Source organism: Arcicella sp. BE140 (genome assembly GCF_031456255.1).
Lineage (GTDB): Bacteria > Bacteroidota > Bacteroidia > Cytophagales > Spirosomataceae > Arcicella > Arcicella aquatica.
This window is the reverse complement of record NZ_JAVDUE010000002.1, coordinates 223591-237836: the sequence shown is the minus strand read 5'-3', so window position 1 is coordinate 237836 and position 14246 is coordinate 223591. Positions and strand designations below refer to the sequence as shown.

10 protein-coding genes are annotated in these 14246 nt (G+C 36.0%); 4 read left to right on the top strand and 6 right to left on the bottom strand.

Annotated elements, in window-relative coordinates; genetic code table 11:
- Nucleotides 1-6: 6 nt before the first annotated feature.
- Complete coding sequence (locus tag J2Y60_RS04310) at nucleotides 7-810, top strand: SDR family oxidoreductase (protein ID WP_309913781.1); 804 nt, start codon at nucleotides 7-9, stop codon at nucleotides 808-810.
- A gap of 260 nt (nucleotides 811-1070) precedes the next feature.
- Here the strand turns inward: J2Y60_RS04310 and J2Y60_RS04305 are convergent, their stop codons facing one another.
- Nucleotides 1071-2402, bottom strand: coding sequence for an amidohydrolase (locus J2Y60_RS04305; protein WP_409014207.1), 1332 nt, complete (start codon nucleotides 2400-2402; stop codon nucleotides 1071-1073).
- 407 nt (nucleotides 2403-2809) lie between these two features.
- Here J2Y60_RS04305 and J2Y60_RS04300 point away from each other — a divergent pair, with 407 nt between their 5' ends.
- Genes J2Y60_RS04300 through J2Y60_RS04290 form a run of 3 tightly spaced genes read left to right on the top strand, consistent with a single transcriptional unit; the run spans nucleotide 2810 to nucleotide 7845 of the window.
- Entirely contained in the window at nucleotides 2810-5863 is a 3054-nt protein-coding gene (locus tag J2Y60_RS04300) for a TonB-dependent receptor (RefSeq protein WP_309913779.1), read from the top strand.
- A 50-nt stretch (nucleotides 5864-5913) separates the two neighbouring features.
- On the top strand, nucleotides 5914-7341 hold the full coding sequence (locus J2Y60_RS04295; RefSeq protein WP_309913776.1) for a RagB/SusD family nutrient uptake outer membrane protein: 1428 nt from the start codon (nucleotides 5914-5916) through the stop codon (nucleotides 7339-7341).
- 27 nt (nucleotides 7342-7368) lie between these two features.
- Nucleotides 7369-7845, top strand: a complete 477-nt coding sequence (locus J2Y60_RS04290; protein WP_309913773.1) for a DUF4843 domain-containing protein — start codon at nucleotides 7369-7371, stop codon at nucleotides 7843-7845.
- Between the two features lie 66 nt (nucleotides 7846-7911).
- Here J2Y60_RS04290 and J2Y60_RS04285 read toward each other — a convergent pair whose 3' ends face one another.
- The 5 genes from J2Y60_RS04285 to tsaD all read right to left on the bottom strand — a co-directional run bounded on the left by J2Y60_RS04285 (nucleotide 7912) and on the right by tsaD (nucleotide 14168).
- Complete coding sequence (locus tag J2Y60_RS04285; protein WP_309913770.1) at nucleotides 7912-9069, bottom strand: DUF4349 domain-containing protein; 1158 nt, start codon at nucleotides 9067-9069, stop codon at nucleotides 7912-7914.
- A 174-nt stretch (nucleotides 9070-9243) separates the two neighbouring features.
- Nucleotides 9244-10188, bottom strand: a complete 945-nt coding sequence (locus J2Y60_RS04280) for a ketoacyl-ACP synthase III (protein WP_309913767.1) — start codon at nucleotides 10186-10188, stop codon at nucleotides 9244-9246.
- A gap of 358 nt (nucleotides 10189-10546) precedes the next feature.
- Nucleotides 10547-11809: a DEAD/DEAH box helicase gene (locus tag J2Y60_RS04275; protein WP_309913764.1), complete on the bottom strand. Its 1263-nt coding sequence runs from the start codon at nucleotides 11807-11809 to the stop codon at nucleotides 10547-10549.
- A gap of 127 nt (nucleotides 11810-11936) precedes the next feature.
- Nucleotides 11937-13049: a DEAD/DEAH box helicase gene (locus J2Y60_RS04270; protein ID WP_309913761.1), complete on the bottom strand. Its 1113-nt coding sequence runs from the start codon at nucleotides 13047-13049 to the stop codon at nucleotides 11937-11939.
- A 120-nt stretch (nucleotides 13050-13169) separates the two neighbouring features.
- Entirely contained in the window at nucleotides 13170-14168 is a 999-nt protein-coding gene (gene tsaD, locus J2Y60_RS04265; protein WP_309913758.1) for a tRNA (adenosine(37)-N6)-threonylcarbamoyltransferase complex transferase subunit TsaD, read from the bottom strand.
- Nucleotides 14169-14246: the final 78 nt, after the last annotated feature.

The window sequence follows — 14246 nt, the reverse complement described above, 5'->3', positions numbered from 1 at the left end:
CATATCATGAATAAATTCCATAACAAAATAGTCTGGATTACAGGGGCTTCGTCAGGAATTGGCGAAGCTCTTGCTTATCAATTTGCTAAGGAAGGAGCAAAACTGGTGCTTTCAGCTAGACGAGAACAGGAATTACAAAGGGTAGCTAACACGACAGGCTTAACCCCTGAAAACGTTTTGGTTTTACCAATGGATATGCTACGATTTGAGCTATTTCCTGAAAAAGTAAATACTGTGTTGGCTTATTTTGGACAAATTGATGTGGTTGTTCAAAATGCGGGCATTACCCAACGTTCATTTGTAAAAGATACTGATTTCAAAGTTTACAGAGATATTATGGAATTGGACTTTTTCAGTACTGTAGCATTGACAAAAGCTATTCTTCCACATTTTAGTGAAAGAAAAACAGGTCATTTTGTAGCGATTAGCAGCGTAGCAGGAAAAATTGGGACACCTCTTAGAAGTGGTTATTGTGCAGCCAAACATGCTTTAATTGCCTTTTTTGATTCATTAAGAGCGGAGACTTGGCAAGAGAACATACAGGTAACAGTAGTTTGTCCGGGATATATCAATACGCCTATTTCACTGCATGCCTTAGATGGAAAAGGAAATGTTCATGGCAAAATGGATAGCAACCAAAGTCGTGGTATGAGTCCCGAAACTTGTGCGAAAAGAATTGTTAAAGCTGTTAAGCATAACAAAAAAGAAGTATATATAGGTGGAATGTTTGAAGTAATGGCTGTATACTTAAAACGATATTTCCCTGCCATCGTCTATAAAATGGTTCAGAAAGTAAATACTGCTAAATAATTTGAAGATTTGAGAATTTGAAGATTTGAAAATGGGTTAATATTATTGAATAGCCCCAAATAAAACAATTGAAGATTTGAAATTGAATTAATATTATTGAATTAGACTCCAATAAAATAATTGAAGATTTGAGAATGGGTTAATATTATTAAATAGCCCCAAATAAAACAATTGAAGATTTGAAATTGAGCAATATTATTTGATAAGTTCAAGTAATATAATTTCCCCATTTTCAAATCTTCAAATTCTCAAATTAACTCCTATTTCCCCACACTAATCTTCCCCACAGGATTCATTTCCATGTAATCAACTACCAAACTAGCCATTGATTTCATCCCTAATACAAAGCCACCCTCGTCAATATAAAAATCAGGCGTATGGTGTGCCGGAGTCTGTGCTGGCGATTTTCCTTTAGGTGCTCCTCCTAAAAAGAAGAAAAAGCCCGGCACCTTTTGTTGATAGAAAGCAAAATCTTCAGCACCTGTAACGGCAGCAGTGATTGAAACGTTTTCTTTCCCTGCTACTCCATCCAAAGTAGGAATCATTCTTTCAGTCAAAGGAATATCATTATACGTAACAGGGCACATTCTAGTAATGCTTACTTCGGCTGTTGCACCTGCACTTTCTGCAATGTTGGTGGCAATCTGTGAAATACGAGCATGAATCATATCTTGTACGCCTGTATCCAAGGCACGAATAGTACCGTTCATATTTACCTCCTCAGGAATAATATTACTTCTGACACCACCATTAATTTGCCCTACTGTAACTACCGCAGCCGATTCTGTCACAGGTGCATTTCTACTTACGATGGTTTGTAAACCCATAATCACTTGCGAAGCCGTCACAATTGGGTCAATACTTGACCAAGGATAGGCACCATGCGATTGCTTGCCTTTGATTTTGATTTTAAACCAGTCAGAACTAGCCATTGTACCGCCGGGACGATATTTTATTTTCCCGATTTCTGTTTGCGAATTAATATGTAACCCAAAAATAGCATCTACTTTAGGATTTTCTAACACGCCTTCTTTAATCATTAAAGCGGCTCCTCCTTCTTCGCCTTCAGGAGCTCCCTCTTCAGCAGGTTGGAAGATAAATTTTACTGTACCTTTTAATTCACTTTTCATCGAGGCTAAAATTTCTGCTGTTCCCATCAGAATAGCCACGTGTGTATCGTGCCCGCAAGCATGCATGATGCTTACTGGTTGTCCGTTATATTCGCCTGTAGCTTTTGAAGCAAAAGGAATATCTACTCTTTCCTTTACAGGTAAGCCATCCATATCCGCACGTAAGGCTACTACTGGACCAGGTTTACCGCCCTTTAATACCCCTACTACTCCCGTTTTACCTACGCCTGTTTTTACTTCTATTCCTAAGGCACGTAAATGCGTTGCTACTTTTTCAGCCGTTTTAAATTCTCGGTTTCCTAATTCTGGATTTTGGTGAAAATCTCTTCTCCAAGTAACCACTTTAGCTTCTAGCGATTCTGCCTTTTGCGCAATTTTAGATTTTAAAGCAACTGCACCTTGCCCAAATGATGTTGATAAAGAAAATATCAACAACGCCATAGGCATAATTATCTTTTTCATATAATAATAGTTTGGTTTTAAGATGAAATGAATTTTAACTAAATCTACTATTTTAAAAACCATCTGCCAAATGTTTAATACCTATTTAACTATTTTTACTCCGTAAAATATGGCATATTTAAGTTTAATGATAGGTTTTACTCATATTATCACTAATTAGCCCAATTATCTTATTAAAGGTTATTTTCAAGCAATAACGCGATAGCTTTAAAATGTATATCTACTATTTCTACCAAACTTTTATCTTCAATTTTATGATTTAACCCAACAAAATATTGTTTATTAGCCCTCTTTGTTTAAATAATTATTGTTTAAACAAATAAAAATTTGGGAACGCAATATATTTCCTATTATTTTTGTTGTAATAAAAAATTAACAATTTTTAACATTCATACAAACTAAAAAAAATGAACAAAAAACTACTACTTAGTTTTGTGTTTTTGCTTGCACTTGTATTTCGAGTAGCGGCTCAAGACAGAACTGTCACAGGGAAAGTTACATCTGCCGAAGATGGCTCTGCACTTCCAGGAGTAAGTGTTGGTGTAAAAGGTTCAACAAGAGGTACCGTTTCAGCTGCTGACGGTTCTTACAAAATCAATGTTTCAGGTAATGCTACACTTACATTTACATTTGTAGGTTTTAAAAAAGCAGAAATTCCTGCTGGAACAAAATCAATTGTCAATGTTTCTTTATCATCAGACGTTTCAGATCTTGAAGAAGTTGTAGTTGTTGGTTATGGCACTCAGTCACGTCGTACATTAACAGGTTCACAAGCATCTGTAAAAGGTTCTGATATTGCGAGTATTCCAGTTCAAACTTTTGACCGTGCTTTACAAGGACGTGCTGCTGGTGTTCAAATCAGTGGTTCAAATGGTGTTCCGGGTGGTCAAGTTCAAGTGCGTATCCGTGGTGTAGGTTCAATCAAAGGTGGTACAGACCCTCTTTATGTGGTAGATGGTGTACAAATTAACACTACTAGTAGCTCTGTTTATGCTTCTACAAACCCTTTATCATACCTTAACCCGAATGATATTGAGAATATCGAAATCTTGAAAGATGCGGCTTCTGCTGCTATTTATGGTGCTGCTGCTGCGAATGGTGTTGTATTAGTAACGACTAAAAAAGGTAAAGCTGGTAAAACAAGCATTACATTAGATTATAATACTGGATATGTAGAACCAACTAAGTATTTAGATGTTTTGAATACACAAGAATGGATTAAACTTCGTACAGAAGCTATCATGAACCAAACTGGTTCTACTGAAGCATCTGCTAGAACAAGTGCATTAACTGGTGTAAGATTAAGCGGAACGCTTTCTGATGCTGAAATTGCTGCCCTTCCTACTTACGACTGGCAAAAAGAAGCTTATCAAAGCGGTAAAACTAACAACTATAATTTCTCAATGAATGGTGGTAACGACAAAACTACTTTCTTTTTGTCGGGTGCTTATAACCAGTCTGATGCGAATGTTAGAAATATCGACTATAAAGGTGGCAACTTTAGTGCTAAAATCAACAATAAAGTAAGTTCTCATGTAAGTGTTGATGCTTCGATTAACTTGAGCTCATTCAACCAAAGAGGTACTTTTGGTGGTCCAAACGGAGGTAGTTTCTTAGGTTCTCCTTCTTTCTCATCTCCTTTGATTTTGCCAATGAACCGTATTTATAATGATGATGGTTCATATTTCGGGACACCAGCAGACGGTGGTATAGCAGGAGTTTTAAACCAAAACGTTTTGATGGTAAGTGATTTGAATAAAATCAATTCAAGAACAAACCAGTTGATTTCTTCATTAGGATTAACATTCAAAATCATTGATGGTTTAACATTCAGACCTTATGCAAGTTTAGACTATCGTACTATCAACGGATATAACTTCCAAGATCCACGTACTGCTGATGCATTCAACGTGAAAGGTCGTATTGCTAGTCAACAATTTGAGTTAATCAACTTCTTGACAAATGCTACTGTAATGTATGATAAGGTGATTAAAAACGATCATAAAATTGGTGCATTAGTAGGGGTTGAATATCGTCAGAATACACAAGAGAACTATCAGGCTACTGCTGAAGGTATTCCAACACCACAGTTTACTACACAGTCGTCTGCGGCAAACCCTATTTCGGTATTTAGTTCTTGGACAGGCTTCAAAAAAGCTGGGGTTTTCACTCGTTTGAGCTATGATTATAAGAATAAGTATTTCTTAGGACTTACTGCACGTTATGATGGTTCTTCTCGTTTCGGTGCTGACAATCTATATGGTTTCTTCCCAGGAGTTTCTGCAGGTTGGGATATTTCTGGAGAAGATTTCTTGAAAAACAATGCTTCAGTTTCTCAATTAAAACTAAGAGCTAGTTACGGTACTTTGGGTAATGATCAAATCGGAAACTTTGACTCAAGAGGTTTGTATGGTGGAGGTGCTAACTATAATGGACTTTCAGGTATTTCTCCTTCAAGCTTAAGTAATGCTTCTTTAAGATGGGAACGTAATACCACTTCTAACTTTGCTTTAGACTATGGTTTCTTCAATAGTCGTGTTCAAGGTTCTATCGAATACTTCGTTCGTACAAGTAGCGATTTATTGTTAGATCAACCTGTTCCTCAAACGAGTGGTTTCAGTACAATCTCTAATAACTTAGGAGAGTTACAAAACAAAGGTCTTGAATTCAGTATTAAAACTATCAACGTTGACAGAGGAGGCTTTAAATGGACTACTGATTTTAACATTACTAAAATCAACAACAAAATCACAAAGTTATACGATACTTTGACTACTTTACCAGGACGTGCAGTTGACGAGCAAATTAAAATCGGACAACCTTTGAACTCGATTTACGTTGCTCAATATGCAGGTGTTAACCCTGCTACTGGTCGTGCAATGTGGTATGACAACGCTGGTAATATCATTTATCGTCTTGCTGGTAGTGTAGATTCATATTCAAAAATTATCGGTAGCCAAATTCCAAACTTGTATGGTGGTTTTACCAATGATTTTTCTTACAAAGGATTTGACTTGAACATATTATTTACTTACGAATATGGTCGTACAGCATTTAATAACCAGTCATCATTCATGTTTGAAAATGGAGGACGTACTTTCAATACCTTGCGTTCTGTATATGAAAGTAGATGGACAACTCCTGGACAGATTACAAGTACTCCAAGACCAATCAACGGTAACGCTGAAACACTTGGGTCAGGTATTACTGCTGGTTCAAGAGTATATGAAGATGCCTCTTATATTCGTTTAAAAACTGTTTCTCTAGGTTACAACATTCCAAAAACAGCTTTAAGCAAATTTGGTTTAGCTTCTGCTAGAGTTTACGTACAAGGTTATAACTTATATACTTGGACTAAATGGTCTGGTTTTGATGCAGAATGGACAAACTTAGGTAGTGGAAACACAGGTATCGTTCCACAACCACGTGTGGTAACTGCAGGTGTGAAATTAGGATTCTAATCATTTATCAGAAAACCTGTGTTTAGAAACATTAAAAGAGAAAAAATCAAATGAAACTAAAAAATATATTTAAACCGCTTGCACTTGGTCTAGTACTAGTGGCAAGTTCATGTAGCAATCTTTTGGATGTGCAACCACGTCAATCCATTGATTCTGCTACTGCCCTTACAAGTGAAGACGCTATCCGTGCTGCCGTAAATGGTGTGTATGATGTGTTGCAGTCGACTAACTTGTATGGTCGTGATTTAATTGCTATTCCTGAAGCACTAGCTGATAATGGTAGAGCAACAAACAAATCTGGTCGTTTAAATGCAGAATATTTGAACCAAGTTAATGCACACTTCATTATCTGGGAAAGAGCTTATTTTGCAATTAACGAAATAAACTTAATTTTAGAGGCACTTCCTAAAGCAACTGCAGTGCCTGTAGCTACTAGAGATTCTTTTGAAGGACAAGTTGCAATGCTAAGGGCTTTACTTTATTTTGAATTAGCTCGTTGTTATGGTTATGAACCAAAAGTAGCTATTGCACAGTCTGACAGAGGAACGATTCCTCTTCACAAAAAAGGTGTACTTGACCTTTCACAAATTGAAAGATTACCACGTGCAACTATTGCTGAAACGTATGATTTTATTTATGCTGACTTAACAAACGCAGTAGCAAAATTATCAACTGTTACTCTTGGAACAGCTTATGCTAACAAAGGTGCTGCTAATGCTCTTTTCTCAAGAGTAGCTTTGTATCGTGGAGATTACGAAAATGCTATCAAATATGCTAATGCTGCTTTGGCTTCTGGTATTGGTAAATTCCAAACGAAAGATGCTTACGTAGGGGCTTGGCGTGTGGCTAATCACCCTGAGTCTATGTTTGAAATCGTTTATCAAACAAATGAGAACATTGGTGTAAATTTATCTCTTCAAACTACTTACACTACTTTATCTCAACTAGGTAATACTACTACAACTGCTGGTTTTGGTGACTTAGTTCCTACAGCGGCTTTGTTAAATGCATTTGAAACTGGAGATGTAAGACGTAGCTTATACGAAAGAGGAACTGCTGGTAGAGGAACTGCTGAAATTGAATGTACTAAATTCTTCGGTAGAAGTGGTGCAGTAAACTTAGATAATATTCCAGTGATTCGTATTTCTGAAATGTATTTAAATCGTGCTGAAGCTTATGCATTAACAGGCAAAGTAACTGAAGCATTAGCAGATGTTAATACTATCCGTACTCGTGCAGGGTTAGACGCTAAAGTAGGATTAACTGGTCAAGCATTAATTGATGAAATTGCTAACCAAAGACGTATTGAGTTTGCTTTTGAAGGACACCGTTTTTTTGATTTAAAACGTCGTGGCGTAGATATCGTGAAAGCTTCACCAGCTCAAACTATCGCATTTACAGATTTCCGTATTTTGTCATTCATACCAAATCGTGAGATTCAGGCAAATGCAAACTTGAAGCAAAACGTTGGATATTAATATTTTAAATATTTAAAGAAATTTCAGATGAAAAAAATAATCAATATATCATTGCTTTTACTTGTGATGACTTCTTTATTTTCATGTTTTGATGAAAATAAGCAGTTATTCGACAAAGTAACCCTTGTAGAGTTTCAAGATGCCGTTGTGAACTCTCCAGCTTTAGGAAAAACATTTCCCATACTAGCTTCTACTAATGCTGTTCAAACCAAAACATTAAGAATTAACTTAGTGGGTGCACAGCGTGACAAAGATGAAGTAATCAAGTTTTCGGTTGATCCAGCTGAAAGTAATGCTGTAGCAGGTACTCACTATGATTTAGCAGGTGCTACTACTATCACTATTCCAGCAAAATCTAGCTTTGGCGAATTAAAAGTAAATATCCTTAAAGCACCTGCACAGGCTGGACAAACAGCTACTGTAGTATTTGTTTTAGAAGGAAATGGAAGTGATATTGGTCCAAATAATAACTATAAAAAAGTAGGGTATAGAATTACTTTATAATATTAGTATTGTTATTTTATACAAAGAGCCTTCTTGGATATTTCAAGAAGGCTCTTTGCTTATTAGCTACTCTTTTACTGATTTAGCATAAGTTTTATAAATCCAATATCCTCCTAATGCAATCAATATAAAAAACCAGTATGTCGCAAAGAAAATCAATATGTCCTCAATAAAGAACCATCCAGTTTGTAAACTATTCGAGAATCGAGCAAAGAAAGTAGGCTGAACAGCTAACCTATTATCCGTATTAGCAAGAACTTCTACCGTATCTGCCATAGGCTGATATAATTCAATTGTTAGCGTACTATAATTTATTTGATCTTTTAAACTTAAAGCCTGTACTTTGTTCATATCTGCTTGAGTCTGTAATTCTAATAGCTTTTCTTCTGATGTAGTTGTTTCTTTTAATTTTTTACCTTTTTTATCAATCTCTTTGGCATAACGGTCTTCAAATTTTGAAAAACGCTTTTTACTTAATTCAGTCGCTAATAAAGAAGCACTTACATCATCGGCGGCGATATTTTGATGATCAATATATACCATTATAGGTTGAATTTCTCGTAGTACTTTCTCAAAATATCGACTTGGCACTCTTATTGTAATGCTATTAGTGATTTCATATGTTCTATTGTGCAAAACAGAATCTTCACTAATTTCAACTTCCTCATTTTGAAATGTTCTGGTCTCCAACTCAGCATGCGTTACATAGCCATCATACTTTTCTACTACATCCTCAATATAATTTGTAGCATCTTGTACATCCGTTACTTTACACCTCAAATCTGCCGTTTTAATAATTTTCTTTTTGCCAAGACCTATTGTTGGTTCTTGATTTGGTATAACTTCATTTGCTGACTTTTGCTTTAAAGCAATCACTTCTTTTGATTTTTTTTCAGAAGTAACCTCCTCTTCTTTAGGTTTTTGACCTAAAGCAACATCTTCTTCCGACTTTTGCTCCAAAATAATCTCTCCTTCTGGCTCTTGACCTAAAGCAAAGTCTTCTTCTGACTTTGGCTCCGAAATAGTATCTTCTGCTGGCTTTTGGGCTGAAGCAACATCTTCTTCCGACTTCAGATTATAAGAATCATTTTCCGATGCATACAAAGCTGTAGTGTCAGCAGTTTCGGATGAACTGATAGTCGTTTCAGCCTTTTGTTCTGAACAACTTGTTAACATCATTGCACTCATAGCAATGGCAAAAAGAGATAATTGGTAAGTTTTCATTGGTGATAAAGGATTTAGTTTCCAATGAAACGTCTGCAATTACTCAAGTATTGCGAATACTTAAAAACTTATTAAAAAATACTTAAAATTTTATTAAAATAAATTAAAAACCATTAAAAAACCTCAAGTTTAGAGGGCTAAACTTGAGGTTTTTATAAACTATCTTTGAAATTATTAAATTGTAATTAACATCGCTCCATAAGAATATCCTCCACCGAATACGGTTACGATGATATTTTCTCCTTTTTTAAATTCTGTTTTGTGTTCATCCAAAACAATGGCACAGCCAGCACAACCTGTATTGCCTAAATACTGAATATTAGAAAGCATAATGTCTTCTGAAACACCCAAAGTACCCGCTACATTTTTCGAAATTCTAAGATTTGCCTGATGTGGGGCAATATAGGCTACATCCTCAATCGTAAGGTTATTTCTTTCTAAGATTTGCAAGCTCGCCTTAGGCATATAAGTACAAGCGTTGATAAATACATCTCTACCAAAAGGCATAACAAGTCCTTTTTGATTTAATTTCAAAGTAACACTTTCAGATGCTTTACCCACATTGGCTGCTCCGCCAGTTAATAAATCCTTAATTTCCCAGTTACTATCAGCTGTACGTTCCTTAGAAATAGAAACAACAACGGCTCCATCACCCCAAAGATGTCCTGCTTTGGTATCGTCTTCGTTGTTATAAGCAGTATTGTGTTCAGAAGCCACTACCAAAGCTTTGGTAGCTTTGCCAAGAGCAAAATATCCTTGAACAATCTCAATGGCATTTAACAAAGATGAACAAGCAGAAGAAATAGTAACTACTGGTATTTCGCTAACATTAATATGATGTTGGATTGAATGGGCTAATGTAAAAATACTATCATACGGAGTATAAGTTGCACCAACTATTAAATCAACTTCAGCAATATCATAAGGTAAACTCTCTTTAATTTTATCCACAGCCTGAATGGCCATTGTATGCGTATTCTCGTCGGCTGAAGCCTTACGACGTTGGCGAATGCCAGTACGTTCGGTAATCCAGTCGTCAGTTAATCCATTTAATTCTTCAAAATAAGCGTTGGTAATAATTTGTTCGGGCAAATAACTTGCGATAGCGTTTATAAACATTTGGGTTATTTTGGTCTATTCTTGTAAATATCAACGTAATCACTTGACAATGAACTTGGTATAACTTTATGAGTATTCCGATTTCATTGATGACCACAAAAAAATAAATTTTGGGTCTAAATCTAATACAAAGGAACTCAATGTTTTTTCATAGTACAACAATTTATTAGAAATAAACAATTATTACTTAATAAAATCCTGTATTTTTTTGTACTATTTCCATGTTTTTTGGATAAATCTCATAAAACTAAAGTTAAATGCTATATTCAACAAATTTTATCCATTAGAAGGCTCAAAATGATGATTCCCTCAAAAAATGATATATATCAATGTGCTGTCAATACTTTTCATCCTATTTCTACCTTGATTCAGCCTTTTTCTTGAACCAAACTTTTTTGCTTTTGTTGCTTACCTCACTTGATTTTGCAGGTGCTTTTTGAGCAGCTTGAGGGCGTACTTGAGTCGGGGCTGATATTTTCGGGCTACTATTTTTAAAAGCATGGTCTTCAATTACTGGAATGTTTTTAGCAATCAGTTTTTGAATATCTCTTAAAAAGGTTTTCTCTTCACTATCACAGAAAGAATAGGCTGTACCGTTTGCTCCTGCCCTGCCCGTACGTCCAATTCTATGTACATAAGTTTCAGGAATATTCGGAATATCAAAATTGATTACATACGCCAAATTATCCACATCAATTCCTCGGGCTGCAATATCTGTAGCGACAAGCACTCTTGTTGTCTTGTTCTTAAAGTTTTCCAAAGCTCTTTGGCGTGCATTTTGGGCTTTATTACCATGAATGGCCTCCGCCTTAATCTCATGTTTTGCCAATACTTTTACTACTTTATCAGCACCATGTTTGGTTCTTGTAAAAACTAATACTGTTTCAATGGATTTATCTTTCAAAATATCCATTAGCAACGCATTTTTTTGGTCTTTTTCTACAAAATACACTGCTTGTTTGATGGTATCTGCCGTTGATGATACAGGAGTTACTTCTACTTTAACAGGCTTATAAAGAATATTATCTGCTAATTTTTGAATTTCTGGAGGCATCGTAGCCGAGAAAAATAGCGATTGGCGTTTGGCTGGCAGAAAAGTTAAGATTTTCTTGATGTCATGCACAAAACCCATATCTAACATGCGGTCGGCTTCGTCGAGGATAAAAACTTGAATATCTTTTAAAGTAATAAATCGCTGATTGATTAAATCTAACAATCTACCCGGAGTGGCTACCAAGATATCTACACCATCTTGTAAAACATCTGTCTGACGCCCTTGTTTTACACCACCAAAAATTACGGTGTGCTTAAGCCCTGTAAATCTTCCATAGGCTTTGAAACTATCATCTATTTGCATGGCTAATTCACGTGTGGGCGTAACAATCAATGCTTTGATAGTTCGCTTCGCACGATGTTGAACAGGATGTTGCGTTAAAAGTTGTATCGTAGGAATGGCAAAAGCCGCAGTTTTGCCAGTACCTGTTTGGGCTACTCCTAACAAATCTTTTCCTTGAAGTATTGCTGGAATTGCTTGAGCTTGAATAGGTGTCGGAGTACTATAACCTTCCTCAGCTAATGCTTTTTGGATAGGTTCAATTAAATTTAATGCTTGAAATGACATGAGAATGTTGTTAAAAACGAAAAGGTTTTGATATGCAAAACGAGCATATAAAACACTAAAAATCAAACGGTTGTTTATTTATGATAAACGTTAAATACTACAGTTTAGTTACAAACAATAGCATTTGTTATAATTTTCTAAAGGATATATTCAACAATTTAGAAAACTCTGAAATTCTTTTTACCTCTGATTGGCTAACAAAGCAAATCGAAATGCCTCTTTTACCCGCTCTGGCAGTTCTACCACTTCGGTGCGTATAATATTCTGGTTGGTCGGGTAATTGATAGTGAATAACATACGCTAAATCATCAACGTCAATCCCTCTAGCAGAAATATCAGTAGCTACTAATATCTTTAATTTATGGTTTTTGAACGCACGCATTACTTTGTCTCGCTCACTTTGTTGCAAATCTCCATGGATAGCATCTACTGCTATATTTTTGCTAACAAGTTGTTTGGTCAATGTTTGTACTGCTGCTTTGGTTCTACAAAAAATAATACCTGTAGAAGCCCCCATCGTATTTAAAAACTGCAACACATAATTAAATTTCTCGCGTTCATCGCACACAAAAAACTGGTGTTCTATGAGGTTATTCACCACTTCGCTTTTGCTAACTTGAACCGTATGCGTATTTTTAGACATATAAGTGTCTACCAACTTCTGCAAAGCGCTTGGCAAAGTAGCAGAGAACAGCCATTTTGTACCATCATGAGGTATTTGTCTTAAAATACTATCTAGTTCATCTTTGAAGCCCATGCTTAGCATTTCGTCGGCTTCATCCAAAATCAAGGTTCTCACAGCCGTTAAACTCACCGCTTTTCTGGCTAGTAAATCAATTAACCTCCCTGGGGTAGCTACAATAATTTGCGTTGGTTTTGATAATGCTCTTAGCTGAATATCTATTTTTTCGCCTCCATACACTGCTTCAACAAATATTTTTTCAGGAGCGTATTTTGTCAGTTTAAACAAATGCTTGGCTATTTGTTGACATAGTTCGCGCGTGGGCGCTAATATCAATGCTTGTACTTCTTTTGATTTAGGATTGACCTTCATCAGTAGCGGCAAACCAAAAGCAGCAGTTTTACCTGTTCCTGTTTGGGCTTGTCCGATAAAATCGTTTTGATTCTTTAATAAATATGGAATTGCTTTTTCCTGTATTTCAGTAGGCTTATTGATGTTCATTTCAGTCATTGCTTGGATGAAATGTTCAGATACGCCTAATTCTTTGAATGTTGCCAAAATTGTGTTTTTTAAGTGACAAAGGTAAGGAAATATTAATGAAGAAGTCCTTTGCCAGAACATGATATAAAAAAGGGCTACAAGTTTGGTTACTTGTAGCCCCAAAAAGATAAAGCACAATTACCAAGCCATTCTTGGCAAAGGGCTTACATCTTGTGAACAAAACACTCCTTTTTCTGCTTTGAAATGCGCCGCCATCGCTATCATTCCTGCATTATCTGTGCAGTATTGAAAAGCGGGTATATATACATTCCAGTTTTCTTGCTCACCCATTTTTTGCAACTCTGCTCTTAATCCAGAATTAGCCGAAACGCCACCCGCAATGGCAATTTCTTTGATTTTATATTGCTTAGCCGCCTTTTTAAGTTTTTGTAATAATATTTTTATCAAGGTAGCCTGCATAGAAGCACAAATATCTGCTATATTTTCCTCTACAAAATTGGCATTTTGTTTAACTTCTTTCTGTAAAAAATACAGGAAAGACGTTTTGATGCCTGAAAAAGAATAGTTCAAGCCTTGCATTTCTACCATTGGAAACGGAAATCTTTCTGGGTTTCCTTCTTTGGCATATTTATCAATCAATGGCCCGCCTGGGTAAGGTAAATTCAACAGTTTTGCTGTTTTATCAAACGCCTCTCCAACCGCATCGTCTTGCGTTTCGCCGATTACTTCCATGTCTAAAGCTGAACGTACAAAAACAATTTGTGTATGTCCGCCACTTACTGTTAAGCATAAAAAGGGGAAATTTGGCTTGGGTTCGTCAATAAAATGTGCCAAAACGTGCGCTTGCATGTGGTGAACATCTATCAAGGGAATATTCAAACCCATTGCTAAAGCTTTTGCAAAGGAAGTCCCTACTAATAATGAACCTAAAAGACCCGGTCCACGCGTAAAAGCAATGGCATTTAGGTCATTTTTTGTTATCTTCGCTCTTTCAAGTGCCTCTGCCACAACTGGTACAATATGTTGTTGATGTGCACGGCTTGCTAATTCAGGTACAACCCCACCCCATTTTGTATGAATGGCTTGGCTTGCTACAATGTTGGAACAAAGTTTGCCGTTAATAATTACAGCCGCTGAGCTGTCATCACATGATGATTCGATTGCTAAGATTGTCATAATAATGCAAAGATAATGAATGCTAGTTGATAGAACATATATAAACCCAATACCTTAGTAATTCTATTGTTTCTCTAA